Genomic DNA, 26,567 nt, shown 5'->3' on the forward strand with positions numbered 1-26,567 from the left:
CAAATATCAATACTATGGCCACGCCAACTTCTCCGATGACGCGGCCCCCGGCGCATCCATGGCAGGCTCCCACTCAAGAAAATCGGTTGTTGGCATGAAGATTCGCGTCGCTCTCGTTTCCGCATTGCTGGCTGTTTCCGGCTGCACCACCTTGAGCGGCAAGGGTCCAGCCGTGGCAGTGACACCGGCCTCGACACCTCCTTCCAGCGGCAAGGTGACCACGACGATCATTTCGGCGATGGGCGGCGGCCTCATCAGCGGGGCGATCGGCAACGGCCTCAGCGAGACCGAGAAGCGCAGCGCGCTCGAGGCTGAATACAAGGCGCTAGAATATACGACCAGTGGCCAGAAGGTGACGTGGAAGGGCGCTCAGGCTTCGCGCTACGGCGAGGTGGTTCCGGCCCAGCCGTACCGCGTCGGTTCGCAGGACTGCCGCCAGTACACGCAGACGGTGTTTTCCGCCGGCGCCGGGGTCACGGCGCGTGGAACCGCTTGCCGCAACGCCGATGGTAGCTGGACGCCACTGACCTGACGACCGTCTGCCGACGATTGGCGGCTGGCGTCGTCAAAGCGTCGCAGCATGCATCTGTTGGCACGGCAGAGCTCTGCCGGTATTGGAAGAACCATGCTGTTCTGGGTCATAGCCGCCATTCTCACGCTGGGTGCAAGCCTGGCGGTGCTGCTGCCGCTGGCCGCCAGCGCCAAGGGCGCGTCGTCGAGCGGCGAACATGATCTCGAAGTCTATCGGGACCAATTGTCCGAGCTTGACCGCGACGCCGCGCGTGGCTTGATCCAGCCGGCCGAAGCCGCCGAGGCCCGCGCCGAGATCGCTCGCCGCATCCTTCGCCTTGACAATGCGGGTACCGCCGGCGGCGCAAACCCTGGCCGAGCGTCGATCACGGCAAGGCTGGTGGCAACCGTAGCCGTGCTGGCGGTGCCGCTGGTCAGTTGGGGGCTCTATGTGAAGCTTGGCTCTCCTGACCTGCCGTCGCAACCGCTCAGCGAGCGGTTGGCCAAGAATCCCGCCGACAGTTCGGTCGACGAGCTGGTGGCGCGGGCCGAAGCCCATCTGGCCGCCAATCCCACTGACGGCAGGGGCTGGGACGTGCTGGCACCGGTCTATCTGCGCATGCAGCGCTTTTCCGACGCGGCAGGAGCCTATCGCAACGCCATTCGGCTCGATGGCGACAGCGCCGTTCGCCAGGCCGGTCTCGGCGAGGCGATCGCCAGCGCGGCAGGCGGCATTGTCTCGGCCGATGCCCAGGATGCTTTCGAAGCAGCCCTGAAGCTCGATCCGGCCAATGCGAAGGCCAGCTTCTACCTGGCCATGGCATTGGCGCAGGAGGGTCGCGCCAAGGAAGCGACCACGGCATGGCAGGCGATGCTGGACAGATTGCCGCCGGATTCGCCATGGCGCGGTGCCGTCGAGCAGGCGCTCGCCAAATCCGGAAGCTCCGACGTCGCTTCCGGCGGCGCCACCAACGGTCCCGATGCCGGCGATGTCGACGCCGCATCCTCGATGTCGCCGCAGGACCGGGAGACCATGATCAATACGATGGTTGCCGGCCTCGACGACAAACTGCGGCAAAATCCGCGCGATCCGGAAGGATGGATGCGGCTCGTTCGTTCCTATGTCGTGCTCGGCAAAGCCGATCAGGCGCGTGAGGCGCTCGGTCGCGCCATTGCCGTCTTTGGAGCCGACAGCGACCAGGCGAAGAAATTCACTGCCTTTGCCGCTTCGCTTGGGCTTGCGGCGACGGAGTAGAACAAGACATGACGCGCAAGCAGAAACGATTGTCGGTGATCGCGGGCGGGCTGGTCTTCCTGGGTGCCGCGACCGGGCTGACTTTTTACGCGCTTGGCCAGAAGGCCTCCTATTTCTACATGCCGGCCGATCTCACCACCGCCAGCGTCCAGCCTGGCCAGCGCATCCGGTTGGGTGGATTGGTCGAAAAAGGCACGATCCAGCGCGGACAGGGGGCCACGGTCGGCTTTTCGGTGACCGACACGCACAAATCGGTCAAGGTCACCTACACCGGCATCCTGCCCGACCTTTTCCGCGAAGAGCAGGGCGTCATCACCGAGGGTACTTTCGGCCCGGACGGGGTTTTTGTTGCCGATAGCGTGCTGGCCAAGCATGATGAGCGCTACATGCCCAAGGAGGTTGCTGACGGCCTCAAGGCCAAGGGCGTCTGGCAGGAGAACAAGAGTGAATAGCTCCGGCAGGAGAGCGACAATGGATCACGGGCATGGTTGAAACCGGACATTTCGCCCTCGTCCTGGCGTTTGCGCTTTCGCTGGTGCAGACGGTGGTGCCGCTGTTTGGCGCGCGCCTGAACAACCAGCGCCTCATGGCCGTCGGCGGTCCGGTCGCAGTGACCGGCTTTGCCTTGACGGCGCTGTCCTTCGCAGCGTTGGCGAGTGCCTATGCAAGCTCCGATTTCTCGGTGGCAAGCGTGTGGGAAAATTCGCATTCCTTGCAGCCGTTGATCTACAAGATCACCGGAACCTGGGGCAATCATGAAGGCTCGATGCTGCTTTGGGTGTTGATCCTGACCTTTTTCGGTGCGCTCGTCGCCGCTTTCGGCTCCAACCTGCCGGCGACGTTGCGCGCCAATGTGCTAGCGGTGCAAGGCGCCATCGGCGCCGCCTTCTTCCTGTTCATCCTGGCGACGTCCAATCCGTTCATCCGGCTCAATCCGGCGCCGATCGAAGGCCGCGATCTCAACCCGATCCTGCAGGATCTCGGCCTCGCCATTCACCCGCCTTTCCTCTATCTCGGCTATGTCGGCTTCTCGATCTGTTTTTCCTTCTCGGTTGCCGCTCTCATCGAAGGCCGCATCGACGCGTCCTGGGCACGCTGGGTGCGGCCGTGGACGCTGGTCGCCTGGATGTTCCTGACCGGCGGCATCGCCATGGGATCGTACTGGGCCTACTACGAGCTCGGTTGGGGCGGTTTCTGGTTCTGGGATCCGGTCGAGAACGCCTCCTTCATGCCGTGGCTGGCGGGGACCGCGCTGCTCCATTCGGCCATCGTCATGGAAAAGCGCTCGGCGCTGAAGATCTGGACGCTGCTGCTCGCCATCCTGACCTTTTCGCTGTCGCTGCTCGGCACCTTCCTCGTGCGTTCAGGCGTGCTGACCTCGGTGCACGCCTTTGCCACCGATCCGACGCGCGGCGTGTTTATCCTGTGCATACTGACGCTGTTTATCGGCGGCTCGCTGGCGCTGTTTGCGCTGCGCGCTTCCCGGCTGACGACCGGCGGTCTGTTCCAACCGATTTCCCGAGAAGGGGCGCTGGTCCTCAACAATCTGTTCCTGACGACGGCGACGGCGACCGTCCTCGTCGGCACACTCTATCCGCTCGCTGTCGAAGCCTTTTCAGCCGACAAGATCTCGGTCGGCGCGCCGTTCTTCAATCTCACCTTCGGACCGCTGATGGTGCCGCTGCTGCTCGTGGTTCCGTTCGGGCCGTTGCTGGCCTGGAAGCGCGGCGATGTCTTCGCCGTCGCGCAGCGCCTTATGGTGGCCTTTGCAGCGGCGCTGCTGGCGACGCTGGTCACCGCTTTGTTCATCGACGGCGCCTCGGTGTTCGCAGCCCTGGGCGTTGGCCTTGCCGTCTGGCTGATCCTTGGCGCGCTCACCGACCTCGCCGTCAAATCGGGGGTCGGCAATGTCGCAGCGGGGATCATGGTCAGGCGCTTGCTCGGCCTGCCGCGCTCGGTCTTCGGCACCGCCTTCGCTCACCTTGGCCTCGGTCTGACCACGCTCGGCATCGTCGGCACACTTTGCTTCGGCACCGAGAAGATCCTGTCGATGCATGCCGGTGAGACCGTCGAACTGTCCGGCCATACGCTGCGTTTCGTCGGGCTTTATCCGGCCCAGGGACCGAATTACAGCGAGGATCTCGGCCGCTTCGAACGGATCGGCGTCAGCGGCAGCCCTGTTGGCGAAATCAGCTCCGCCAAACGGTTTTATCCGGTGCGGCAGATGACGACGACGGAATCGGGCATCAGGACGATTGGTTTCTCGCAGCTCTACATCTCGCTCGGCGACGAGGGCAATGACGGTTCCGTCGTCGTGCGTTTGTGGTGGAAGCCGCTGGTGACGTTGATCTGGGGCGGCGGCCTGATGATGATGGCGGGCGCGGCGATGTCACTGATGGACCGGCGCCTGCGCGTCGGCGCGCCGTCGCGGCGGCGCAAGCAGGCGAGCGCGGTGCCATCCGCGACCCTGCCATGAACGCGCGGCTTTCGCTGACCTCCATTGTCCTGCTGCTGGCGCTGTTCTTTGCCGGCACGGCCCTGGCGGTGAAGCCTGACGAGGTGCTGCCTGATCCGACGCTGGAGGCGCGGGCGCGGGCGCTGTCGGAAGGCTTGCGCTGCATGGTCTGCCAGAACCAGTCGATCGACGAATCCGATGCCGACCTTGCCCGCGACCTGCGCGTCCTTGTGCGTCAGCGCCTCGTCGCCGGCGACACCGACCAGCAGGTGATGGATTACGTCGTGTCGCGCTATGGCGAGTTCGTGCTGCTGAAGCCGCGTTTCGACCTGCGCAATGCGTTGCTATGGGGCACGCCCGTCCTGCTGTTGCTGGTGGGAGGTATTTTCATCGTGCTGACCGCGCGGTCGCGCCGCGTGCTGGCAACCAATGCGTTGACCACTGAGGAACAGGCGGCGCTGGACAAGATACTAGGCAATTAGCTCGGCCATTCCTCCGAGGGCCAGTCCCGCGACGTGCGAATGATGCGCAGGATAACGACGCTCTGACGGCCAGCGATCGGGCGCAACTCATAGGCAATGATGTAGGGCAGGCGGTCGATGAGCTTCTCATATGTGCCTGTCACTTGGCCTGGGCGGCCCGTCGCCATCTCACCAAGGCCCTGGCCCATTTCACGAATACGATCCGCCAGGCGTCGGGCGGCAGCAGGATTGTCCTGAGCGATAAAGGCAACTTGCTGCTTAAAATCGTCCAGCGCTTCTCGCGACCAGGCGACGAACCGCTTCACGCCTTGCCCAAGCGCCTGGCTTCCGCCGATTCGATGACCGCGTCGATTTCCGCCATCGCATCGTCGTGAGGCACGACACGGCCAGCAGCCGCATCTTCAATGCCGCGTTTGATGCCTTCAATAATATCGAGTTCGCGATCGACGTAGGCCGAGACCGCCTCGGCGGCGAGGAACGATTTGCTACGCCGGGTGTCGGTGGCGATCCGCTCCAGCTTCAGCTTGGTTTCGGGAGAGACCCGGATGGTCATGGTGGTGCTTGCTGTCATTTATGAAAGCCTTGTGCTGAGTTGTGTACAAGATAGCACATCGGACATGGCAGCCAAGGGGATTGTACGTCCCCTGACTCCCAAACATTACCAAAGTTTCATGTGTCGGAAATGGCGCTGTAATGTGTGCCGCTCTAATTCTCTTTTCCTGAGGATGCCGATCAAGCAGCGTCCGTTGAAAGAGGATAAGAAATCCATGAATATTGCCCCCAATTCATATTCCGTCACCCGCAAGCGTCTCATGGCTGCCGTCGCGTCTGTCGCCGTGGCCGGTGCGATCGGTGTCGGCGCGCTGACCAGCGGAACCAGCCCTGTTCTGGCCGATGCCGTGCGTGTCGAGGCGCCGCAGGTGCCGGGCTTCGCCGATGTTGTCGAGCGCGTTTCTCCCGCCGTTGTTAGCGTCAAGGTCAAGGCCAAGATCAGCCCGGCCGCCGATGATGGCTCCGACCCGTCCGACGACCAGGATGGCATGAACAACCTGCCCAACAATCCACAGCTGCGCCGCTTCTTCAAGGAATTCCGTGGCTTTGGTGACCAGGACGGCCAGGGTGGCGGCAACAGGCGCTTCAGCCACCGCGACCGCAACAACGACCAGCCGCGGCCGGTTGCTCAAGGGTCTGGCTTCTTCATCTCGGATGACGGCTATCTCGTCACCAACAACCACGTTGTTTCGGAAGGCTCGGCCTTCACCGTGGTGATGCATGACGGCAAGGAGCTCGACGCCAAGCTGATCGGCACCGACCCGCGCACCGATCTCGCCGTGCTTAAGGTCGACGGCGTCGGCAAGTTTACCTATGTCGACTTCGCCGATGACTCCAAGGTTCGCGTCGGCGACTGGGTGGTGGCCGTCGGCAATCCGTTCGGCCTTGGTGGAACCGTCACCGCCGGCATCGTCTCCGCCCGCGGCCGTGACATCGGCGCTGGCCCTTATGACGACTTCATCCAGATCGACGCATCGGTCAACCGCGGCAATTCTGGCGGTCCGACCTTCAACCTCAACGGCCAGGTCGTCGGCATCAACACCGCGATCTTCTCGCCGTCAGGCGGCAGCGTCGGCATCGCCTTCGACATTCCCGCTTCGACCGCCAAGCAGGTCGTTCAGGACCTGATGAAGAGCGGTTCCGTGCAGCGCGGCTGGCTCGGTGTGGAAATCCAGCCGGTCACCTCCGACATCGCTGAGTCGCTTGGTCTGAAGTCCAACAACGGCGCACTGGTTTCCAGTGCCCAGGACGATGGTCCCGGCAAGAAGGCGGGCATCACGGCCGGTGACGTGATCACCCAGGTCGACGGCAAGGATGTCGCTTCGCCGAAGGAACTGGCCCGGCTGATCGGCGCCTATTCGCCTGGCAAGTCGGTCGACGTCACCGTGTGGCGCGACGGCAAGAGCCAGACGGTCAAGGTCGATCTCGGCAAACTGCCCTCGAACGACAAGCAGGCCTCTGTCGACCAGCAGCAGCCCGCCGCCCCGGCCAAGCCCGACACGCTGGCCGATCTCGGCCTGACCGTTACCAAGTCTGAAAACGGCAAGGGACTGGTGGTGACCGATGTCGATCCCGACAGCGATGCCGCCGATCGCGGTATCCAGCCGGGCGACGTCATCACATCGGTCAATTCGACCGAAGTGAACGGCACCGACGACGTCACCAAGGCGATGACCGATGCAGTCAAATCCGGCCGCAAGGCAGTGCTGATGCAGATCACCCGCGACGACACCAATCGTTTCGTCGCGCTGCCCGTCGCCAAGGGCTGAGGTCGTCCCGGAGCGTTCTCTCGGCCTTTCCAGGTGGGTGAGGGCGTTCCGGCGGCAGGTTGGACTTTTCCAGTGCGGCAGTTTCAACACCCCGAGCCGCCGTACGGGAAAGCATGGAGGAGCGCGCGTTAGTCAGTCATCGCGCCTTCCCCCGGCGGCAGCGGGCTTCCCATCGTCCGCTGCCGCACACTTTCAAAAGCGCTTCCGCGATCCGATGCAAATGACATCGGCGGCGAGCAGCTTTATCGCGCACGGCTTCGGGCAATCTTGATCGCGGTGCGCTTTGGCAAAGGCCACAATGCAGATGTCTGCCACTCAACCTTCCGGCGAAATCGCGTATAACAGCCCTATGAAGATTCTCGTCATAGAAGACGATCGCGAGGCTGCGGATTACTTGCAGAAAGCCTTTGCCGAGGCCGGTCACACCGCTCATGTCGCCGGTGACGGCGAAACCGGCTTTGCGCTCGCCGACGCCGGCGACTACGACGTGATGGTGATCGACAGGATGATGCCGCGTCGCGACGGCCTGTCGGTCATTGCCGGTCTCAGGTCCAGGGGCAACACGACGCCGGTGCTGATCCTGTCGGCGCTCGGCGAGGTCGATGATAGGGTCACGGGGCTGCGCGCCGGCGGCGACGATTACCTGACAAAGCCCTACGCCTTCTCCGAGCTTCTCGCCCGCGTCGAGGTGCTGAACCGTCGCGCCAGTGCCAAGGAAGCCGAAACCGTCTACCGCGTCGGCGATCTCGAACTCGACAGGCTGTCGCATTCGGTCCGCCGTGCGTCACGCGAGATAACGCTGCAGCCGCGTGAATTCCGCTTGCTCGAATATCTGATGCGGCATGCCGGCCAGGTGGTGACACGCACCATGCTGCTGGAAAATGTCTGGGACTACCATTTCGATCCGCAGACCAATGTCATCGACGTTCATGTCTCCCGGCTGCGCGGCAAGATCGAAAAGGGCTTCGACAAGCCCATCCTGCATACGGTTCGCGGCGCCGGCTATATGCTGAAGAGCGGCTAGCTGCGGCATGGCTCTTTCCGTGCCAGCCATCATGAAGACGACGGCAGCGCGGCTTTCGGCGCTCTACTTCCTGCTCTTCGCGCTGTGCGCGGTGGCACTCGTCTTCTACATGACGTCGCTGTCGGCGCGAATGCTGACCGCGCAGACGCAGGAGACCATCAATGACGAAGTGCTCGGCCTTGCCCGCGCCTACCAGCGCGGTGGCCTGCCGATCCTGGTGCGCGTGGTGGAACAGCGCTCGCGCCAGCCCGGCGCCAACCTTTACCTGATCGCCGACGCCAACGGCCAAATCCTGACCGGCAATGTGCAGAGCCTGGAGCCGGGCGTTCTCGAGAACGAAGGCTGGACCAGCAGTCCGTTCTCTTATCAGCGCTTTGGCGAGGGGGAGCTCGAGCGCCTGCGCAACCTTCCCGCCGAGCAGGGTACCACCACCCAATCCGAGCAGAACGATGCGCAGGCGCAGGGCGAAAAGGGCCACAACGCCATTGCGCTGGTGCTGCGGCTGCCGAACCAGATGATCATGCTGGTCGGCCGCGACCTTGGCGAGCCGGAGCGGTTTCGTGCGGTCATCCGCCGTGCGCTGATGCTGGCGCTCGGCATGATGGGGCTGGGCGGATTGCTGATCTGGTTTTTTGTCGGCCGCGCCGCGCTGAAGCGCATCGACAGCGTGTCGGAAGCCAGCCGCCGCATTATGGGCGGCGATCTGTCGGGCAGGCTGCCGGTGACGGGGGTTGGCGATGAGTTCGACCGGCTCTCCGAAAATCTCAATGCCATGCTGGCCAGGATCGCCGCGCTGAATGAAGGCCTGAAGCAGGTTTCCGACAACATCGCGCATGATCTGAAGACGCCGCTGACCCGGCTGCGCAACCGGGCCGAAGCGACGCTTTCGGGCAAGCAAAAGCCTACCGACTACCGGCAGGCGCTGGAAGGCACCATTGCCGAGTCAGACCAGTTGATAAAAACCTTCAACGCCATCCTGATGATCTCCCGGCTGGAGGCTGGCTACTCCTCGGAGAACACCAACCGCGTCGATCTGGCGGAGGCCGTGCGCGATGTCGTCGAACTCTACGAGCCGGTGGCGGAAGAGGCAGGCGTGTCACTGGAAGCAGACGCGCGCGAGGCGGTGTCCGTCAACGGCAACCGCGAACTGATCGGCCAGGCGCTGTCGAACATCGTCGACAACGCCATCAAATATTCCACCGGCGCCAATGCCCAGCCGGCGGTGCGCGTCACGCTCGAGCGAGCCGGTGCGGACGTTCGCCTGTCCGTTGCCGACAATGGACACGGCATTCCCGACGATGGCGACCGCGCCCGCGCCACGGAACGTTTCGTGCGGCTGGAGAAGAGCCGTTCGCAGCCGGGTTCCGGTCTTGGCCTCAGCCTCGCCAAGGCGGTCATGACGTTCCACAATGGCCGGCTTGAACTCTTGCCTGGCAATCCTGGACTATCCGTGGTCATGAGTTTCCCGGCTCGGGAGGATCACTGATGAGCGCTGCAGCGAAGCGGGTGGAGACTGGATGGCTGCTGAAGCCGGCTGCCAAGCTTGCTCCGCTCGACAAGGACCGTGCGCGGTTGGAACTGGCCGAGATCGCTTCCGCCGCGCGCGAAGAAGGACTGACGCGGCTGGCCAAGTTCCTGGCAGGCAAAGGGGAGGGCCAGGATTTCCTTGCCGCCGTCTTCGATCTGTCGCCGTTCCTGCGTGATACCGCACGTCGCCGGCCGCAAATCCTGGACGGGCTGTTCGAGCAGACGATCGAGGCTCGGCTGAAGGCGATCGGCGCCGCCATCGACCAGGTGCATCTAACCGAAGCAGTCTCGGAATCCGGCCTGATGATGGAGCTGCGCCAGTGGAAGGCGGAGGCGCATTTCCTGATCGCGCTGGCCGATCTTGCCGGCGAGGCCGAAACGGCGCTGACGGTCCGGCGATTGAGCGATCTTGCAGACGCCTGCACCCGTGCGGCCGTCGACTTCCTGCTGCGTGACGCGCATGGCCAGGGCAAACTCAAACTGCCGGATGTCGGCAATCCATCGAAACAGTCGGGCTGGATCCTGCTCGGCATGGGCAAGCTCGGCGCGCATGAGCTGAATTTTTCCTCCGACATCGATCTGGTGGTTTTCTTCGATCCGGAAGCGCCCGCCGTCGTCGATCCGCTCGACGCCACCGAGTTGTTTTCGAGGCTGACGCGCCGCCTGGTGCGCATCCTGCAGGACCGCACCGAACACGGTTATGTCTTCCGCACCGATCTGAGACTGCGCCCAGACCCCGGTTCGACACCGCTGGCGATCCCCGTTGAGGCTGCACTGCGCTACTATGAGGCGCGCGGCCAGAACTGGGAGCGCGCCGCCATGATCAAGGCACGCCCGGTGGCAGGCGATCTGGCCGCGGGTGCGGCCTTCCTCAAGGAGTTGCAGCCCTATATCTGGCGCAAATACATGGACTACGCGGCGATTGCCGACGTCCATTCGATCAAGCGCCAGATCCACGCCCACAAGGGCCATGGCGAGATTGCGGTCAAAGGCCACAACGTCAAGCTTGGCCGCGGCGGCATTCGAGAGATCGAGTTCTTCGTCCAGACCCAGCAGCTCATCGCCGGCGGACGCTTCCCTGAACTGCGTGGCCGCGAGACCGTGCCGATGCTCGGTGAGCTTGCGACCCGCGGCTGGATCACCGCCGAGGCGCGGGATGCGCTTGCCCGCCAGTACTGGTTCCTGCGCCGCGTCGAACATGCCGTGCAGATGGTTGCCGACGAGCAGACGCACACGCTGCCGGAAGATGATGAAGGCCTGGAGCGCATCGCCCGCATGCTCGCCTTTGCCGACGCTTCTGCCTTTTCCCAAGCGTTCCGTGCCTCGCTGCAGCAGGTCGAACGCCACTACGCGGCACTGTTCGAAACAGCACCCGAACTATCGACCGGCATCGGCAACCTGGTCTTCACCGGCGATGTCGACGATCCCGATACGCTGCAGACCTTGCACGGGCTCGGCTTTCAGCGGCCAAGCGACATCTGCCGCGTCATCCGTGGCTGGCATTTCGGCCGCTATCGCCTCACCCAGTCGGCGGAGGCACGCGAGCGGCTGACGGAACTGACGCCGGCGCTGCTGCGCGCCTTCGGCCAGACGCGCCGGGCCGACGAAGCTCTGATGCGCTTCGACGAGTTTCTCGCCGGCCTGCCGGCTGGCATCCAGCTGTTCTCCCTGCTGCAGTCCAATCCTGCCCTGCTGAAGCTTCTGGCGACGATCATGGGGGCCGCCCCCCGGCTGGCGGCGATCATCACCCGCAGGCCGCATGTCTTCGATGGTTTGCTCGACCCGGCCTTGCTCACCGAACTACCGGACCGCGCCTATCTGTCGGCGCGGCTTTCCGCCTTCGTCGAGGGCGACCGACTTTACGAGGATGTGCTCGACCGGCTGCGCATTTTTGCCTCCGAGCAGAAATTCCTGATTGGTGTCCGGCTGCTCGCCGGCTCGATCGATCCGGCGCGGGCCGGCCGCGCCTTTTCCGATCTGGCGGATCTCACCATCGAGGCTGCGTTGCAGGCGGTGACGGCCGAATTCGCGGCACGCCACGGCATCATTGCCGGCGGCGTGGTTTCGCTGCTCGGCATGGGCAAGCTCGGCAGCCGCGAGTTGACTGCCGGATCGGATGTCGACCTGATCCTGCTCTACGACCACGCGCCGGATGCCGAAGAGTCCAACGGCGACAAGCCGCTGGCGCCTTCGCATTACTACACCCGCATGACGCAAAGGCTGATCGCGGCGGTGTCCGCGCCGACGGCGGAGGGGGTGCTCTACGAACTCGACCTGCGCCTGCGGCCGTCCGGCAACAAGGGGCCGGTGGCCACCCATATCGATGCCTTCAAGAAATACCAGCGCCAGGAAGCTTGGACCTGGGAACACATGGCGCTGGCCCGCGCCCGCGCCATTGCCGGCGACGCCAGCCTGTGCGGCGAGGTTGAAGCGGAAGTGGCGACGGTGCTTGGACAGCCGCGCGACGCCGCCAAGGTGATGGCCGAGGCTGCGGACATGCGGGCTATGATCGAGAAGGAAAAGCCGCCGCGCGATCTCTGGGACATCAAGCTTATTCCCGGAGGATTGATCGATCTGGAATTCATCGCCCAGGTGGCCGTCATTACCGGGCAGGTCGAGACCGGGCGCCGCGCCACCGGCACCGCCGAGATCCTGTCGCGCCTCGCACCGGGCTTCGCCGATGCCGGGATAAGGCAGGAGCTTGGCGATGCCTACGCGCTCTATCTTGCACTGACCCAGATGACGCGGCTGTGCCTCACCGGAGCCTTTGAGCGCGACGACGTTCCGCCGGGGCTTTCGGATCTGCTTCTGGCGGTGACCGACTTGCCGGATTTCGGTGTGCTGGAAGCACACCTCAAGGAGACGTCGCAGAAGGTCAGGAAGGACTTTCATCTTTTGTTTCGTTCGGGATCACCGTGAAGTGATCGTCCCTTGGAATTGAAGACGTTTCGTGTTTTCCAGTCTCATGCAGCTACTCTGTTCGCCGAATCTGCCGGAGCGCGCGGCGTGCGTGAGCCTGCAAAATTCTCTCCCGCAGATAGGCGTAGAAGCGCGGCGGCAGCATACCATAGTCGAATCGGGACGGTTTGCTTCCCGCGATGGGCCTGAGATCGGGACCCGGCCAGAGGAAGTCATTGGTTTCGGTCACGACGATCCATGACGGCGTGTCATCGAGGCCGAGATGGGCTTTGAGTGGCGCAGGTATTTCTACTGCATCGGCAGGATCAGCCGGTGGCGAGTGTGTGACCGGAACGACCGTTATGACTTCATGGCCCTCCACGACCCGGCGCGCGGCGACAATGGCGCATGGTCGGTTTTTGCGACCTTCTTCGGTACCCTTTTCGTGTTCTCTCACCCAGAGGTAAGAATAGGAAATCACCAGACCCGGGATAGGTTTGGGCAGGCTCACGGTGTCCAGTCTTTGAGCATCGCATCGAGCCCGGCATATTCGCTCGGTACGGCGCTTTCGGCGATGGCGTTCAGCGTCTCATCGTCCAGTTCTTCCGCGTTACGGGCGACTCGTCCCTTGACCAACACCTCGAACATCGCCGCCGACAGGAGTACCGTGTGGGTCCGGCCATTCTTTGTGATTGCGACCGGCGCACGCTGGGCAGCGTCCTGAAAACGCCCGACATTCTGCTGGAATTCTGTTGAAGTCACTCGCATGACAAAGTCTCCTTTCTTATCTAAGGTAGATAAAATAGATAACTTTGTCAAAGCGTTTCACCTTGCGTCCATGAGGTGGGATCAGGCCTGGGATGGTGATAAAATATTCACGCTGCAACCCTGATCGCCGGCGCGGCCTTCTTCACGGGAATGCGCACGGACACGATCGTGCCGACACCTTCGCTCGACCGGATCTTCAGCGCGCCGCCCTGAAGCTCGGCCAACGAACGTGAGATGGCAAGGCCAAGGCCCGACCCGGCATGGCTCTTGGAGAACTGGTTCTGCACCTGCTCGAAAGGCCGTCCGAGCTTGCCGAGCGCCTCCTTGGGGATGCCGCAGCCATTGTCCTCGATCGTCAGCACCAACGCGCCGGATGTGTTGCGGGCCCTGACCGATATGTGGCCGCCCTGGCCGGTGAATTTCACCGCATTGGACAAAAGGTTGATGACGATCTGCTTGATCGCGCGGCGATCGGCGACCAGCGTCAGCGCATCGGCAATGCGCGTTTCCACGGTGATGGCCTTTTGCGCCGCCTGCAGCGAGACGACGCGAACCGTTTCGCTGATCAGCGGGCCGAGGTCTATCTCTTCCCGGTCGAGCGAGAACTGGCCGGCCTCGATCTTGGACATGTCGAGAATGTCGTTGATGACGCCCAGCAGATATTTGCCGCTGCTGTTGATGTCGGTGGCATATTCCTCGTAGCGTTCCGATCCGAGTGGGCCGAACAGCCCCTGTTCCATCAGTTCGGAGAAGCCGATGATGGCGTTCAGCGGCGTGCGCAATTCATGCGACATGTTGGCCAGGAACTCGGATTTGGCTCGGTTCGCTGCTTCGGCCCGCTCGGTTTCCTTCATGTATTTGCGGTTGAGGTCGACCAGTTCGCGCGACCGCTCCTCTTCCGCCCGCCGGGCGAGGCTGAGATCATGGATCGTCGCCATCAGCCGGCGCTCGCTGTCGACCAGCTTCTCCTGGTGCAGCTTGATCTGGGTGATGTCGGAGCCGACCGAGACGATACCGCCGTCCCGGGTTTTCAGTTCGTTGACTTGCAGCCAGCGGCCATCGGCCAGCTGCCGCTCGAAAGAGGCACCGCCTTGCAGGCCGCTGGTGTGGGCAAGCCGCCGTTCGGACGCAAAGGCCAGCATGCGTTCTTCCAATGCCGCGCGCGCGGTGCCTGGCATCACGTCACGGTCCGAAAGCCCGTTATCCTGCTGGTACTTGGAATTGCACATGATCAGGCGCTGCGCCGAATCCCACAGCACGAAGGATTCGTTGATGTTTTCGATCGCCGTTCTGAGGCGAAGGTCGGCAGCCTCGGAACGCAGCGCCAGATGACGCTGTTCGGTAACGTCGACGGCAATTCCGATCAGCTGGATCTCCGGCGCTTCCGGATCGATGACCTGTGCCCGTGCGCGCATCCAGATCCATTGGCCGTCGGCATGGCGCATGCGGAACACCTGGTCGATGTGATCGATCTCGCGTGCGACGATTCTGTTGGCGAGCTCGAACAGGTCGCCGTCCTCGGGATGGATGATCTGATCGACCTCACCGAAGGACAGCATCGTTTCGCACGGCTTGTAGCCGAGCATGTCGTACATCGAGCGCGACCAGTACATCTTGCCGCGCACCATGTCCCAGTCCCACAGGCCGCAGCGGCCGCGAACCAGCGCCATGTCGATGCGCTGATGCGCTTCGAGGTAGATGCGGTCGGCCGCCTGCGCACGCGCGGCCTGACCGAAATAAGCGTAGAGGATGACGATCAGCACGCCGGCCGTCAGCACGAACAGGGTGACGTTCAGCGAAACGGTCTTGCGCCAGGCATCGAAAACCGCGTCCTGTGGCACCAGGGCCGCCGATGCGCCCTTTCCGCCATCCGCCAGGCTGACCGCCGCATACCAGTCCCGTCCGTCGATGTTGACGTCCATGACGCCGGCACGATCGCCGAACATGAACAAGGGCTGGCCGCCCTCGACTAGGCCGTCGAGCGAATGGCCCTGCCATGGCGTGGAGCGCGGCGTCACCGCGACGATCTTGAAAGCGCTGTCGGTGATGACAAGCACATGGCTGCGGCCCATCGCGCCCTGGCGGCTGGTGGTCTCCAGCAGATCCTGTATGGCGCCGGGCACCGTTTCCGAGGTGGTGGCGAGCGAACTGGCCAACTGGCCCGCCGCCAGCGTCAGGATCGCCTTGGCATTGCGCTCGACATCGTCGCGCTCGTTCATCAGTGACAGCACGCGCAGCGCTGCGATGACGATCAGGAAGGTGATGATGAGGACGGGTATTGATCGGCGCAGCAGCGGCTCGGCGGCCAGAAGCCGCCGGTAGGCCGGTTCGGCGATGAGCCGCGTATTCCCGGCAAGACCGTCGCCGCGCGTCTCGCGATGCGCAAAAACCGTCCCTCCGGGCGCGCCCCACGCGTCCGCCTTCGCCATAAATGGCACTCCCCGAATTTGCCTATGCTGCTTGGTGATCCGGCAAACGCCGCACATCCGAATCGTCAGTAAAGAATCAAAGGTGATTCGCCTTGTCCAGTGGTCCGGCGAAAAAAGATTAAAAATCGACTAAAATAACGCCGAAACGGCCCAATGTCTCTTGCCGGGCGCCCGCTTATGCCAGCGTACGCTCGACAATATCCCGCAGATCCGCCGATAGGTTTTCGGCGCCGGCGATCGACAGCAGCGCTTCCCTGGCCTTGGCTTGCCGCAAAGGTTCGAGCGAACGCCACGATCTGAGCGCCGTCGCCAGCCTGGCTGCCACTTGCGGGTTGCGCTTTTCAACCTCGAGCACAGTCTGAGCAAAGAACCAGTAGCCTTCGCCGTCAGCACGATGGAAGCCGGTCTGGTTGGCGCTGGAGAAGGTGCCGATCAGCGAGCGAACTCGATTCGGATTGCCCATCGAGAAGGCCGGGTGGTTGGTCAGGGCCTTCACGGTGTCGACGGTTTGCGGCCCCGGAACGCTGGCCTGGATCTGGAACCATTTGTCCATGACCAGCGGGTCGGACCCATAGGTCGTCTCGAAAGCCGCCAGCGCCTCGACCGCCTCGGGCGAACTGTGGTGACGATGCGCGAGCACGGCAAGTGCTGCCGCGCGGTCGGTCATGTTGGTCGCCGACTGGAAATGCCCGGCGGCGAGTGCTGCTCCACCAGGTTGCAGCGACAGATAATCCAGCAAGGTGTTGCGCAAGGCGCGTCGTCCGGCGCTCGCCGCGTCGGGGCTGAACGCTTCTCTGTCATCAAGGCCGCGGTAGAGGCCCGAAAAAACGTCCCGGTTCGCAGTGCCGATCGCCAGCGCCAGTGCCTCGCGAGCCGCATAGATGGCATCGGGGTCGATGTTCCTGCCGATGTCGCGGGCGATGTCGGCTTCGCCGGGCAATGCCAGCGCCAGTGCTCGATAGGCCGGCTCCAGCGTATCGTCGCCGGCGATGCTGCCGGCGAGTTCGATCAGCCGCGGTGCAAAGGCCGGCTGCTTGCCGCCGAGGACCTCGCGGAAGGCTGATATCAGCGCATCGGTCAGCAATGTGTTGAAGGCCTGCCAGCGCGAGAAGGCGTCGCTGTCATGGCGGGCGAGAAAGAACTGGTCGTCGGCTTTCTGCTCGACGGACAATGTCACCGGCGCCGAAAAGCCGCGGTTGAGCGACACGGCCGGGCGCTCAGTGACGCCTGAGAACCGCACCATGTGGCGGCGCTTGCGGATATGGATGACGCCGTCCTCGACGCTGGCGCCCTCGACGCCGCTATACGGCACAGGCTTGCCGCCGGCGCCGATCAGGCCGAAAGCCAGCGGGATGTGCATCAGCCGCTTGCGGCTTTCGGAGGGTGTCGGCGGCACCGACTGCTCGATTTCGAGGGTGAACTCCCGCGCCGCCGGATTGTGCGTCGAACTGATCGTCAGGTTCGGCGTTCCCGCCTGATGATACCAGAGCGCGAACTGCGACAGGTCGCGGCCGGACGCATCCTCGAACACCTTGATGAAATCCTCGATCGTCGCCGCGTCACCGTCGTGTCGCTCGAAATAGAGGTCCATGCCGGCGCGAAAGACGTCGGCACCGAGAATTGTGCGGATCATGCGCACCACTTCGGAGCCCTTCTCGTAGACCGTCGCGGTGTAGAAATTGTTGATTTCGCGGTAGCGGCGCGGCCGCACCGGATGCGCCAGCGGGCCTTGGTCCTCGGGAAACTGGTGGGCGCGCAAGGTGCGCACTTCGGCGATGCGCTTGACCGCGCGCGAACGCTGGTCGGCAGAGAATTCGTGATCGCGGAAAACCGTCAGGCCTTCCTTCAGGCAGAGCTGGAACCAGTCGCGGCAAGTGATTCTGTTGCCTGTCCAATTGTGGAAATACTCATGCGCGATGATCGCCTCGATATTGGCGAAATCGGCGTCCGTCGCGGTCTCCCGGTCGGCCAGCACATATTTGTCGTTGAAGATGTTGAGGCCCTTGTTCTCCATCGCGCCCATGTTGAAGTCGGACACGGCGACGATGTTGAAGACGTCGAGATCGTATTCGCGGCCGAACGCCTCCTCGTCCCATTTCATCGACCGCTTCAGAGCATCCATCGCGTAGCCGGCCAGCTTCTCCTTGCCGGGCTCGACATAGATGCCGAGTTCGATCGTGCGGCCCGATAGCGTGACGAAACTGTCCGCAAGCTGGCCGAGATTGCCGGCCACCAGCGCGAACAAATAGGACGGCTTGGGAAAAGGGTCGTGCCACACTGCATAGTGCCAGCCGTCGCCGAGGTCGCCCCTGTCGACCGGATTGCCGTTGGACAGGAGCAGCGGCGCTTCGTCACGCATTGCCTCTATGCGCACCGTGTAGACGGACAGGATGTCGGGACGATCGAGGAAATAGGTGATGCGGCGAAAGCCCTCGGCTTCGCATTGCGTGCAGTAGACATGGCTCGAGCGGTAGAGGCCCATCAGGGCTTCGTTGCCGGCCGGCGCCAGTTCGGTCTCGATTAGCAACTGGAAGCGATGCGCGGCCGGCGGCTTGAGGATGGTCAGCTGATCTGGGCTCGCTAGCAGATCCGCCGGCTTTGCCTTCTTGCCGTCGACCTCGATGCGCTTCAGCGTCAGCCCGTCGCCATCGAGCACCAAGGGTGCCGACACGGAGACACCCTCACGGCGCTCGATCGTGAGCACGGCGGTGACACGCGTTGCGTCTGGCGAAAGGCGGAAGGTAAGGTCGGTTTTCGGAATGAGGTAGTCGTTGGGGCGATAGTCTTCGAGTTTGAAGACCTGGCCGGTGTCCGTGCGCATTCCGTGGGTTTTCCTGTCGATTGCGTTGGCGGCGGATTGTGTCCGCTGGTCCAAGAAATTTGAAGTCCGCGCTCTTTACACGAAACCGCCCCTCGACAAAACTGAGGCAATGCCTATTTCAGGCGTTCCTTCTCCTGTCATCATCACGAGGCATCCATGACCGTCGTCACACCGAAATTCGGCATGGGCGCATCCGTGCTGCGGCGCGAGGATGCCGCCTTCATCCAGGGCCAGGGCCGCTATACCGACGACATCCAGCCGGCTGGCGTCCTGCATGGCTATGTCCTGCGCTCGCCGGTCGCCAAGGCCAGCTTCACCATCGGTTCGACCGAGGCGGCGAAGGCGGCACCTGGCGTCCATCTGGTGCTGACCGGCAAGGATCTTGCCCATCTCGGCGATCTGAAATCCGGCGTCATGCAGGAACAGCCGGACGGCACCAAGGCTCCGACGCGCGACATCCCGATCCTGTGCCGCGACCGCGTCAACTATGTCGGCGATGCCGTTGCCTTCGTCGTCGCCGACAGCCGAGCCTTGGCGCAGGATGCCGCCGAACTGATCGATGTCGACTACGACGGCGAAGACGCGGCCTCGGGGACGGCAAATGCACTTGCCGAAGGCAAGCCGCTGGTCTGGCCGGAGCTTGGTTCCAACCGCGCCTTCAGCTACCACATGGGCGACAGGAAAAAGACCGAAGCGGCTTTCGCCAAGGCCGCCCATGTCACCCGCATCGAGTTCGTCAACAACCGGCTGGTGTGCAACTACATGGAGCCGCGCTCCGCGATCGGCGAATGGAACGTCGAGGAGAAGCGCTTCGTGCTGACCACCGGGTCGCAAGGCGTGCACTCCATGCAGTATATCCTGGCCAGCGTGTTCAAGATCAAGAAGGACCAGCTGCGCGTCATCACGCCTGATGTCGGCGGTGGTTTCGGGCCGAAGAGCTTCGTCTACCGCGAATATCCGCTGGTGCTGGAAGCGGCAAAGCGGCTTGGCCGCCCGGTGAAATGGGCCGGCGACCGCACGGAACACTTCCTGACCGACGCGCAAGGGCGCGACAATTTCGTCACGGCCGAGATGGCGCTGGATAAGGACGGCCGCTTTCTCGGCATGAAGGTGGACCTGCTCGCCAACATCGGCGCCTATATCTCGCAATATGGTCCGTTCATCCCCTATATCGGCGTCACCATGTCGACCGGCGTCTATGATATCCAGGCGCTCGACGTCTCGGTGACCGGCCTCTACACCAACACCTGCCCGGTCGACGCCTATCGCGGTGCCGGCCGACCGGAAGCAGCCTTCCTGCTGGAAAAGCTGGTCGATGCCTGCGCCCACGATCTCGGCCTGCCCGTCGAGGAGATCCGCCGCCGCAACTTCATCCGGCCGGAGCAATTTCCCTATCGGACGCAAACCGGCCGCCTCTACGACACCGGTGAATTCGAAGGCCATATGGAGCGCGCCATTGAGCAATCCGAATGGAAAGCGTTTCCGGAGCGGCTGGCGCAATCGAAGGCCGGCGGAAAAATCCGCGGTCTCGGCATGGCGACCTATATCGAGGCCTGTGCCTTCCCGGGCTCCGAACCGGCCTTCGTCGAACTCAATGGCGATGGCACGGTGACGCTGAAGATCGGCACCCAAACCAACGGGCAGGGGCACGCCACCGCATATGCACAGTTCCTGTCGGAAAAGCTCAATCTCGACATCGACAAGATCCATGTCCGCCAGGGCGACACCGACGAATTGAAGGCCGGCGGTGGCACTGGCGGCTCGCGCTCCATTCCGCTGGGGGGTGTATCGGCTTCCCGCGCGGGCGAGGATCTGGCCAACAAGATCAAACGCATCGCCGCCGACGAGCTTGAAGCCTCGGCCGGCGACATTGAGCTGTCTGATGGTGTTGCCCGCATCGTCGGCACCGATCGCTCGATCGATTTTTCCGCCATCGCCAAGGCCGCCAAGACATCAGACGATCTCAAGGGCTTTGGCGAGTTCGTGCAGGACGAATGCACCTATCCCAACGGCACCCATATCTGCGAGGTCGAGATCGATCCCGACACCGGCGCGACCGAGATCGTCCGCTACACCATCGTCGACGATTTCGGCGTCACCGTGAATCCGATCCTGCTCGCCGGCCAGGTGCATGGCGGCGTCGTGCAAGGCATCGGCCAGGCACTGACCGAAGACACTATCTATGGCGAGGATGGACAGCTTTTGACGGCGAGCTTCATGGATTACGCCATGCCGCGCGCCGACAATTTCCCGTTCTTCCATTTCGAGACCCGCAACGTGCCTTCGACCACCAATGCACTCGGCATCAAAGGCGCGGGCGAGGCCGGCACCATCGGCTCGACGCCGGCGGCACTCAATGCGGTGACCGACGCGCTCTGGCGCGCTTATGGCGTCAAGCACATCGACATGCCGGCAACGCCGGCGCGTATCTGGGCGACGATCCGAGAAGCGTCGGGAGCGTGACAGCAGGCCCCGGCAGCCCCTCGGCCACAGCCAGCGATAATGCCGGCGGGCACGACACGCTTACCGGCATCATGCTCAAGATCGTGTCGGTGGCGGTCTTCGTCGGCATGCAGACCTGCATCAAAGCGGCAGGCACGGTTCCGGCCGGCCAGATTGTCTTCTTCCGCTCTTTCTTCGCCATCTTCCCGATCATCGCCTTCCTGGCCTTCAGGAAAGAACTCGGCACTGCCTTCACCACCAAGCGTCCGTTCAACCACATCGCCCGCGGCCTTGTCGGCGTCTGCGCCATGGGGCTCGGCTTTTTTGCGTTGACCCGGCTGCCGCTGCCGGAAGCGATCACGCTGAACTACGCGCAGCCGCTGCTGGTGGTGGTGTTCAGCTCCATCTTTCTCGGCGAGGCCATCCGTGTCTATCGCTGGAGTGCGGTCGCGGTCGGCTTGGTCGGCGTGCTGATCATCTCCTGGCCGGAACTGACGCTGCTGAGTTCCGACGAGGCGCTCGACGATCAGGAAGTGCTTGGCGTCATGGCCGCTCTTGTCGCGGCGGCGATCTCGGCCGTCGCCATGCTCTTGGTGCGCAATCTCGTGCAAAGCGAGCGCACAGCGACCATCGTGCTGTGGTTTTCGGTGACGGCGAGCGTCATGTCGCTGCTGTCGCTGCCATTCGGCTGGCAGGCGCTGACGCCGCTCCAGGCGGCTCTTCTTGTTGCCGCCGGCTTCTGCGGCGGCCTCGGGCAGATCCTGATGACGGCGGCCTATCGCCATGCCGAGGCCTCGGTGGTGGCGCCGTTCGAATACACCTCGATGATCCTCGGCGTCGTCGTCGGCTATCTCGTCTTCGGCGACGTCGCCACGCTCCATATGCTTGTCGGCGGCCTGATCGTCGTCGCCGCCGGCATCTTCATCATCTGGCGCGAACGCCAGCTTGGCCTGGAGCGCACCCGCACGCGCAAGGCATCTTTGCCTGAAGGGTGATTACGACAGCTCGGCTCGCTCCTTCGCCAACCGAACCAGCACGGTCCTCGTCTGCTCGTCGGCGGGGAAAAACGATTCGATCGCCAGTTCCGAAAGCGTCACGTCGAGCGGCGTGCCGAACACCGTGATGGTGCTGATGAATGATAGCACTTGATCGCCATGCGCCAGCCTGAGCGGATGCACGATGGCATTCGGCTCGACCGGCGACGGCCGGCTGCCTCTCAGGCCGGACGGGTAACTGCGCAATTCGCGCTCCAATTCGACCAGCACAGGGTCACCGCTCGCGTCGTTCTGGTATTTCAGGCGCTCGAGCAGATGCGTTCGCCATTCCTGAAGGTTGACGATGCGCGGTGCGATGCCGCCGGGATGCAGGCTGAGGCGAAGCACGTTGACCGGCGGCGTCAGCAGCGAAGCCTCGCTGACATCGGCAAGGAAGGGTGCAATGGCGGCATTGGCCGAAACCAGGTTCCAGTGGCGGTCGACGGCGAGTGCCGGGAAAGGCTCGTGGCCTTTGAGGACGATCTCGACGGCCGCCATCGCCGGCGCCAGCGTCGTGTCGGTCAGCGAGCGTTCGCCGAAGCTGGGCGCAAAACCGGCGGCGAGCAGCAATTGATTGCGTTGCCTCAGCGGTATCGACAATTGCTCGGCCAGATGCAGCACCATGTCGCGCGAGGGCGCGGCGCGGCCGCTTTCGACGAAGCTCAGATGCCGCTGCGAGATCTCGGCCTCCATGGCGAGGTCGAGCTGCGACATGCGGCGGCGGGTGCGCCACTCGCGAATGAGGCTGCCGGCGGAGGTTTGGGCTGTTGTCATGAGTGAATGACTAGGCCGGAGAGGCGTGCATTTCAATTACCTGCGAGGTTATCGCTAGGTGAGCGCGCGCAGCTTCGCCTTGACTTCGAGGAAATCCCGCCACGCCAGCTTCTTGTGCGACGGGGTTCGCAGGAGATAGGCCGGATGCAGCGTCGGCATGGCCGGGATGGCGATGCCGGATGCCGTCGTGTGAACGCGCCAATTGCCGCGCAGCCGCAATATGCCCTCCGAGGTGTTGAGCAAGGTCTTGGCTGACGGGCCGCCAAGGTTGATCAGCACCTTGGGATTGACCAGTTCGATCTGCCGCTCGATGAACGGCCGGCAGATCTCGGTTTCGTGCGGCGTCGGCGTGCGATTGCCCGGCGGCCGCCAGGGAATGACATTGGCGATATAGACTGAAGTGCGGTCGAGTCCGATCGCCGCCAGCATGCGGTCGAGCAGCCGGCCCGATCGGCCGACGAAGGGCAGGCCCTCGATGTCCTCGTCGCGGCCGGGTGCCTCGCCGACCAGCATGACGGCGGCTTCCGGGTTGCCGTCGGCGAACACCAAGCTCTTGGCGGTGGCCTTGAGATTGCAGCCCTCGAATGCCGCCATGTGCTGGCGAAGCTCGTCCAGCGTCGTTGCTGTCGTCGCCAATTGGCGAGCCAGTGCCGCCTGCGCTTCATCGGGAACCGCAGTCGTCGCAGACGGCGACCGCGCAACGGGTGGTGCATCTGCTCTGTCCCCGGCTTCGCCGCGGGACACGGTCGTCGAGCGCAGCGGAGCGGCGGTGTCACCCGAAGGCGCTGCGGTCGGCGCGCGCTCCATCGGCTTTGGCGAGACCTCGGTGAACCGGTTCACCGGCTGCTCTTCGAGCGCCTCGTCGACGCCTACGCTGGCGTAAAACGCCAGCAGGTCGGCGATATCAGGTCTGTTGGTCGGGGAAGCGGCAGTCATGCCGGCACATTCGTCCGCGCGAGCACGATTTGCAACATCGGTGATTGGCGAAAGCGGCGGTGAAAGCTGATCTCCCTCCTTGAGGGGGAGATGGCCGGCAGGCCAGAGGGGGTCGCCGCGCGTAGAACGCCAGCCTCCTCTGTCGGCGAAGGGGTGTCGCGTCCGGTCGTGCCGACCCCCTCTGTCGCCTTCGGCGACATCTCCCCCTCGAGGGGGGAGAGCGCGCCCCCACGTCCGCTTCTCTATCCCGTCGGTATGCGCGGATCCTGCACCAGATAGAAGGTCCAGCGCGGCGTGTAGTCGGTCATCAGGAATTCGAACCTGGCGGTTTTCAACGGGTCGACCTTGCCATTCCTGAACAGAAGCCGGTCATAGGGTTCGAAATCGCGATCGAAATCGGCGAAATTGCTCGACAAAATATTGTCCGGCGTCTTGTTGCGCTGATCGAAGGAAAGCCCGTCGCCGAACACGCTCGGCTGGTTCAGGATCTCCTGCAATTCGAACTGGAATTCGATCCAGGCCTGGCCGCTGTTGTTGAGCACCTCGATGCGCATATACATCATGCCGTTGGCGAATTCGCCGGCCTTGCCGAAGGCCTGGATCGGCTTTGTCGTGCGGATCGTCAGCGTCACCGGCGTTGACGAATTCAGCTCTTCGGTGATGATGAACGGATCGTCCTTCGTTCCGATGCCGGAGGCGCCGGTGATGCGGAAGCCGCCAAGCTCGTCGGAGAAGGAGTAGGCGCCTGCCGCCCAGACCTTCACTTCGTCGGCGGCAGCGTGATGCGGCGCCAGCATCAGAAGGGCCAAAAGGAGCGCCCGGCGGATCCGGCCGGGCGGGAAAAGAAAGCGCGTCGATGAAAAGCCGGCTGGCCCAGGAATGCGCATGGCGTGAAGTATGGCCGATAAGCAAGCCGTCGAACAATTAAAAACGCGCGCCTCGCAGGCAATGCCGGGCGAAAAGCAGTCTTCCAGCCTCGCAATGCGCGACTTTTTGGCCAAAACGGCATTGTCACGTATGCGCCGGTTTCCTGTCGTCAATTGATGCGCTATGCAGCGCGGGAGCCAGCAAGATACCCGAATGGGATAAGCCAGTGCGGAGGGGTTGATGAGCGACATCGAACGCGAAAGCATGGAATTCGACGTGGTTATCGTCGGCGCCGGACCGGCGGGCCTCGCCGCCGCCATCCGCCTCAAGCAGGTCAATCCCGAGCTTTCGGTCGTCGTCCTGGAGAAGGGCGGTGAGGTCGGCGCCCATATTCTCTCCGGCGCCGTTGTCGATCCGATCGGCATCGACCGGCTTTTGCCGGGCTGGCGCGATGAGGACGGCCATCCCTTCAAGACGCCGGTCACATCAGACCATTTCCTGGTCCTTGGCCCTGCCGGCTCGTTTCGCCTGCCCAACATTTTCATGCCGCCGCTGATGAACAATCATGGCAACTACATCGTTTCGCTCGGCAATGTCTGCCGCTGGCTGGCGACCAAGGCCGAAGCGCTCGGCGTCGAGATCTATCCGGGCTTTGCCGCTGCCGGCCTGCTCTACAATGAGCAAGGCGCCGTCACCGGCGTCGTCACCGGCGACATGGGCATCGAGAAGGACGGAACGCACGGTCCGGGCTTCGCACCCGGCATGGCGCTGATGGGCAAATATGTGCTGATCGGGGAGGGCGCTCGCGGCTCGCTCGCCAAGCAGCTGATCGCCAGATACAAGCTTTCCGATGGCCGCGAACCGGGCAAATACGGCATCGGCCTGAAGGAACTCTGGCAGGTCAAGCCGGAGAACCACCGTCCGGGGCTGGTCCAGCATTCCTTCGGCTGGCCGCTTGACTTGAAGACCGGCGGCGGCTCGTTCCTCTACCATCTCGAGGACAATCAGGTGGCGGTCGGCTTCGTCCTCCACCTCAATTACAAGAACCCCTATCTGTCGCCGTTCGAGGAATTCCAGCGCTTCAAGACCCATCCGGCGATCAGCGGGACTTTCGACGGCGCCAAGCGCCTCGGCTATGGCGCGCGCGCCATCACCGAGGGCGGCTGGCAGTCGGTGCCGAAACTCTCCTTCCCCGGTGGTGCGCTGATGGGATGTGCGGCGGGCTTCGTCAACGTGCCGCGCATCAAGGGCTCGCACAATGCCGTGCTGTCCGGCATGCTGGCGGCCGAGCATGTCGCAGAGGCGATCGGTGCCGGGCGCGCCAACGACGAACTCGCTTCCTACGAGGAAGCCTGGCGCGCGACCGACATCGGCAAGGATTTGAAGAAGGTGCGCAACGTCAAGCCGCTGTGGTCGCGCTTCGGCACCATCGTCGGTGTCGGCCTTGGCGGCCTCGACATGTGGCTGAACACGCTGTTCGGTGTCTCGCCTTTCGGCACGCTGAAGCATGGCAAGGCCGACTATGCGACGCTCGAGCCTGCCGCTCAGCACAAGAAGATCGCCTATCCGAAGCCCGATGGCGTGCTGACCTTCGACAGGCTGTCCTCGGTGTTCCTGTCCAACACCAATCACGAGGAAAACGAGCCGGTCCACCTGCTTGTCGGCGACATGGAACTGCAGAAGCGGTCCGAGCACGATGTCTTTGCCGGACCCTCGACGCGCTATTGTCCGGCCGGCGTCTACGAGTGGGTCGACAAGGACGGCAACGCCGCCGCCGATCCCACGGCCAAGGATGTGCGCTTCGTCATCAACGCGCAGAACTGCGTCCACTGCAAGACATGCGACATCAAGGACCCGAACCAGAACATCAACTGGGTGCCGCCGCAAGGCGGAGAAGGCCCGGTCTACCAGGGCATGTAGGCCCACGCCGGCCACAGCGTGCAAAGGCTCCTGTGGCATGTGAAACATTAGGACTGTTGAAACTGCCGCGCGCTTGTGGTTCCATTCCTTGACGATAAGGAGAT

Annotated in this window: 22 protein-coding genes; 13 read left to right on the plus strand and 9 right to left on the minus strand. The window is 63.4% G+C overall.

Features of this window, described 5'->3' with window-relative positions; genetic code table 11:
* Positions 1-94 precede the first annotated feature (94 nt).
* The 5 genes from EOA13_RS11400 to EOA13_RS11420 all read left to right on the plus strand — a co-directional run bounded on the left by EOA13_RS11400 (position 95) and on the right by EOA13_RS11420 (position 4,702).
* Entirely contained in the window at positions 95-532 is a 438-nt protein-coding gene (locus tag EOA13_RS11400) for a hypothetical protein (RefSeq protein ID WP_127292574.1), read from the plus strand.
* A 93-nt stretch (positions 533-625) separates the two neighbouring features.
* On the plus strand, positions 626-1,765 hold the full coding sequence (gene ccmI / locus EOA13_RS11405) for a c-type cytochrome biogenesis protein CcmI (RefSeq protein WP_127292577.1): 1,140 nt from the start codon (positions 626-628) through the stop codon (positions 1,763-1,765).
* 8 nt (positions 1,766-1,773) lie between these two features.
* Positions 1,774-2,217: a cytochrome c maturation protein CcmE gene (gene ccmE / locus EOA13_RS11410; RefSeq protein ID WP_127292579.1), complete on the plus strand. Its 444-nt coding sequence runs from the start codon at positions 1,774-1,776 to the stop codon at positions 2,215-2,217.
* Positions 2,218-2,249: 32 nt separating this feature from the next.
* Entirely contained in the window at positions 2,250-4,241 is a 1,992-nt protein-coding gene (locus tag EOA13_RS11415; protein ID WP_127292582.1) for a heme lyase CcmF/NrfE family subunit, read from the plus strand.
* A complete protein-coding gene (locus EOA13_RS11420; protein ID WP_127292585.1) occupies positions 4,238-4,702 on the plus strand; it encodes a cytochrome c-type biogenesis protein in 465 nt (154 codons plus the stop codon). Before EOA13_RS11415 ends, EOA13_RS11420 begins: the two co-directional genes overlap by 4 nt.
* Here the strand turns inward: EOA13_RS11420 and EOA13_RS11425 are convergent.
* Both EOA13_RS11425 and EOA13_RS11430 read right to left on the minus strand, forming a co-directional pair.
* Positions 4,699-5,007, minus strand: a complete 309-nt coding sequence (locus EOA13_RS11425; protein WP_127292587.1) for a type II toxin-antitoxin system RelE/ParE family toxin — start codon at positions 5,005-5,007, stop codon at positions 4,699-4,701. The two genes, EOA13_RS11420 and EOA13_RS11425, sit on opposite strands and share 4 nt — an antisense overlap.
* Positions 5,004-5,273, minus strand: a complete 270-nt coding sequence (locus EOA13_RS11430) for a CopG family ribbon-helix-helix protein (protein ID WP_127292590.1) — start codon at positions 5,271-5,273, stop codon at positions 5,004-5,006. The genes EOA13_RS11425 and EOA13_RS11430 overlap by 4 nt, the downstream gene beginning before the upstream one ends.
* A 196-nt stretch (positions 5,274-5,469) precedes the next feature.
* Here EOA13_RS11430 and EOA13_RS11435 point away from each other — a divergent pair, with 196 nt between their 5' ends.
* From EOA13_RS11435 to EOA13_RS11450, 4 genes are all read left to right on the plus strand, one after another.
* Entirely contained in the window at positions 5,470-7,023 is a 1,554-nt protein-coding gene (locus EOA13_RS11435; RefSeq protein ID WP_127292593.1) for a Do family serine endopeptidase, read from the plus strand.
* 349 nt (positions 7,024-7,372) lie between these two features.
* Entirely contained in the window at positions 7,373-8,047 is a 675-nt protein-coding gene (locus EOA13_RS11440; protein ID WP_023812818.1) for a response regulator transcription factor, read from the plus strand.
* A 7-nt stretch (positions 8,048-8,054) separates the two neighbouring features.
* Positions 8,055-9,533 (plus strand): HAMP domain-containing sensor histidine kinase, encoded by a 1,479-nt coding sequence (locus EOA13_RS11445; RefSeq protein ID WP_023812819.1) that lies wholly within the window; start codon positions 8,055-8,057, stop codon positions 9,531-9,533.
* Positions 9,533-12,493: a bifunctional [glutamine synthetase] adenylyltransferase/[glutamine synthetase]-adenylyl-L-tyrosine phosphorylase gene (locus EOA13_RS11450; protein ID WP_127292596.1), complete on the plus strand. Its 2,961-nt coding sequence runs from the start codon at positions 9,533-9,535 to the stop codon at positions 12,491-12,493. The genes EOA13_RS11445 and EOA13_RS11450 overlap by 1 nt, the downstream gene beginning before the upstream one ends.
* A gap of 52 nt (positions 12,494-12,545) precedes the next feature.
* Here the strand turns inward: EOA13_RS11450 and EOA13_RS11455 are convergent, their stop codons facing one another.
* The 4 genes from EOA13_RS11455 to pepN form a co-directional block, all read right to left on the minus strand.
* Positions 12,546-12,983 (minus strand): type II toxin-antitoxin system PemK/MazF family toxin, encoded by a 438-nt coding sequence (locus tag EOA13_RS11455; RefSeq protein ID WP_127292598.1) that lies wholly within the window; start codon positions 12,981-12,983, stop codon positions 12,546-12,548.
* Positions 12,980-13,240: a type II toxin-antitoxin system prevent-host-death family antitoxin gene (locus EOA13_RS11460; RefSeq protein ID WP_023812822.1), complete on the minus strand. Its 261-nt coding sequence runs from the start codon at positions 13,238-13,240 to the stop codon at positions 12,980-12,982. Before EOA13_RS11460 ends, EOA13_RS11455 begins: the two co-directional genes overlap by 4 nt.
* A gap of 107 nt (positions 13,241-13,347) precedes the next feature.
* Positions 13,348-15,669, minus strand: a complete 2,322-nt coding sequence (locus tag EOA13_RS11465) for a PAS domain-containing sensor histidine kinase (RefSeq protein ID WP_127292601.1) — start codon at positions 15,667-15,669, stop codon at positions 13,348-13,350.
* A 175-nt stretch (positions 15,670-15,844) separates the two neighbouring features.
* Positions 15,845-18,490 carry an aminopeptidase N gene (gene pepN, locus EOA13_RS11470; protein WP_127292604.1) on the minus strand — a complete coding sequence of 882 codons (2,646 nt, stop codon included), beginning with the start codon at positions 18,488-18,490 and terminating at the stop codon, positions 15,845-15,847.
* A 156-nt stretch (positions 18,491-18,646) separates the two neighbouring features.
* Here pepN and EOA13_RS11475 point away from each other — a divergent pair, with 156 nt between their 5' ends.
* Both EOA13_RS11475 and EOA13_RS11480 read left to right on the plus strand, forming a co-directional pair.
* Positions 18,647-20,953, plus strand: coding sequence for a xanthine dehydrogenase family protein molybdopterin-binding subunit (locus tag EOA13_RS11475; protein WP_127292607.1), 2,307 nt, complete (start codon positions 18,647-18,649; stop codon positions 20,951-20,953).
* Positions 20,954-21,024: 71 nt separating this feature from the next.
* Positions 21,025-21,927 carry a DMT family transporter gene (locus EOA13_RS11480; protein WP_245490359.1) on the plus strand — a complete coding sequence of 301 codons (903 nt, stop codon included), beginning with the start codon at positions 21,025-21,027 and terminating at the stop codon, positions 21,925-21,927.
* On the opposite strand, the gene EOA13_RS11485 is transcribed toward EOA13_RS11480, so the two are convergent.
* From EOA13_RS11485 to EOA13_RS11495, 3 genes are all read right to left on the minus strand, one after another.
* On the minus strand, positions 21,928-22,740 hold the full coding sequence (locus tag EOA13_RS11485; RefSeq protein ID WP_127292613.1) for a helix-turn-helix transcriptional regulator: 813 nt from the start codon (positions 22,738-22,740) through the stop codon (positions 21,928-21,930).
* Between the two features lie 54 nt (positions 22,741-22,794).
* On the minus strand, positions 22,795-23,676 hold the full coding sequence (locus tag EOA13_RS11490; protein WP_127292616.1) for a uracil-DNA glycosylase: 882 nt from the start codon (positions 23,674-23,676) through the stop codon (positions 22,795-22,797).
* Positions 23,677-23,918: 242 nt separating this feature from the next.
* Complete coding sequence (locus EOA13_RS11495) at positions 23,919-24,563, minus strand: hypothetical protein (protein WP_127292618.1); 645 nt, start codon at positions 24,561-24,563, stop codon at positions 23,919-23,921.
* 10 nt (positions 24,564-24,573) lie between these two features.
* Between EOA13_RS11495 and EOA13_RS37875 the strand changes: the two genes are divergently transcribed.
* Positions 24,574-24,720 (plus strand): hypothetical protein, encoded by a 147-nt coding sequence (locus EOA13_RS37875; RefSeq protein WP_155930595.1) that lies wholly within the window; start codon positions 24,574-24,576, stop codon positions 24,718-24,720.
* A 63-nt stretch (positions 24,721-24,783) separates the two neighbouring features.
* Complete coding sequence (locus EOA13_RS11500; RefSeq protein WP_127292621.1) at positions 24,784-26,463, plus strand: electron transfer flavoprotein-ubiquinone oxidoreductase; 1,680 nt, start codon at positions 24,784-24,786, stop codon at positions 26,461-26,463.
* The last annotated feature ends 104 nt before the right edge of the window (positions 26,464-26,567 follow it).

It is taken from the genome of Mesorhizobium sp. M7A.F.Ca.US.011.01.1.1 (assembly GCF_003998295.1).
In the GTDB taxonomy this organism is placed as follows: domain Bacteria; phylum Pseudomonadota; class Alphaproteobacteria; order Rhizobiales; family Rhizobiaceae; genus Mesorhizobium.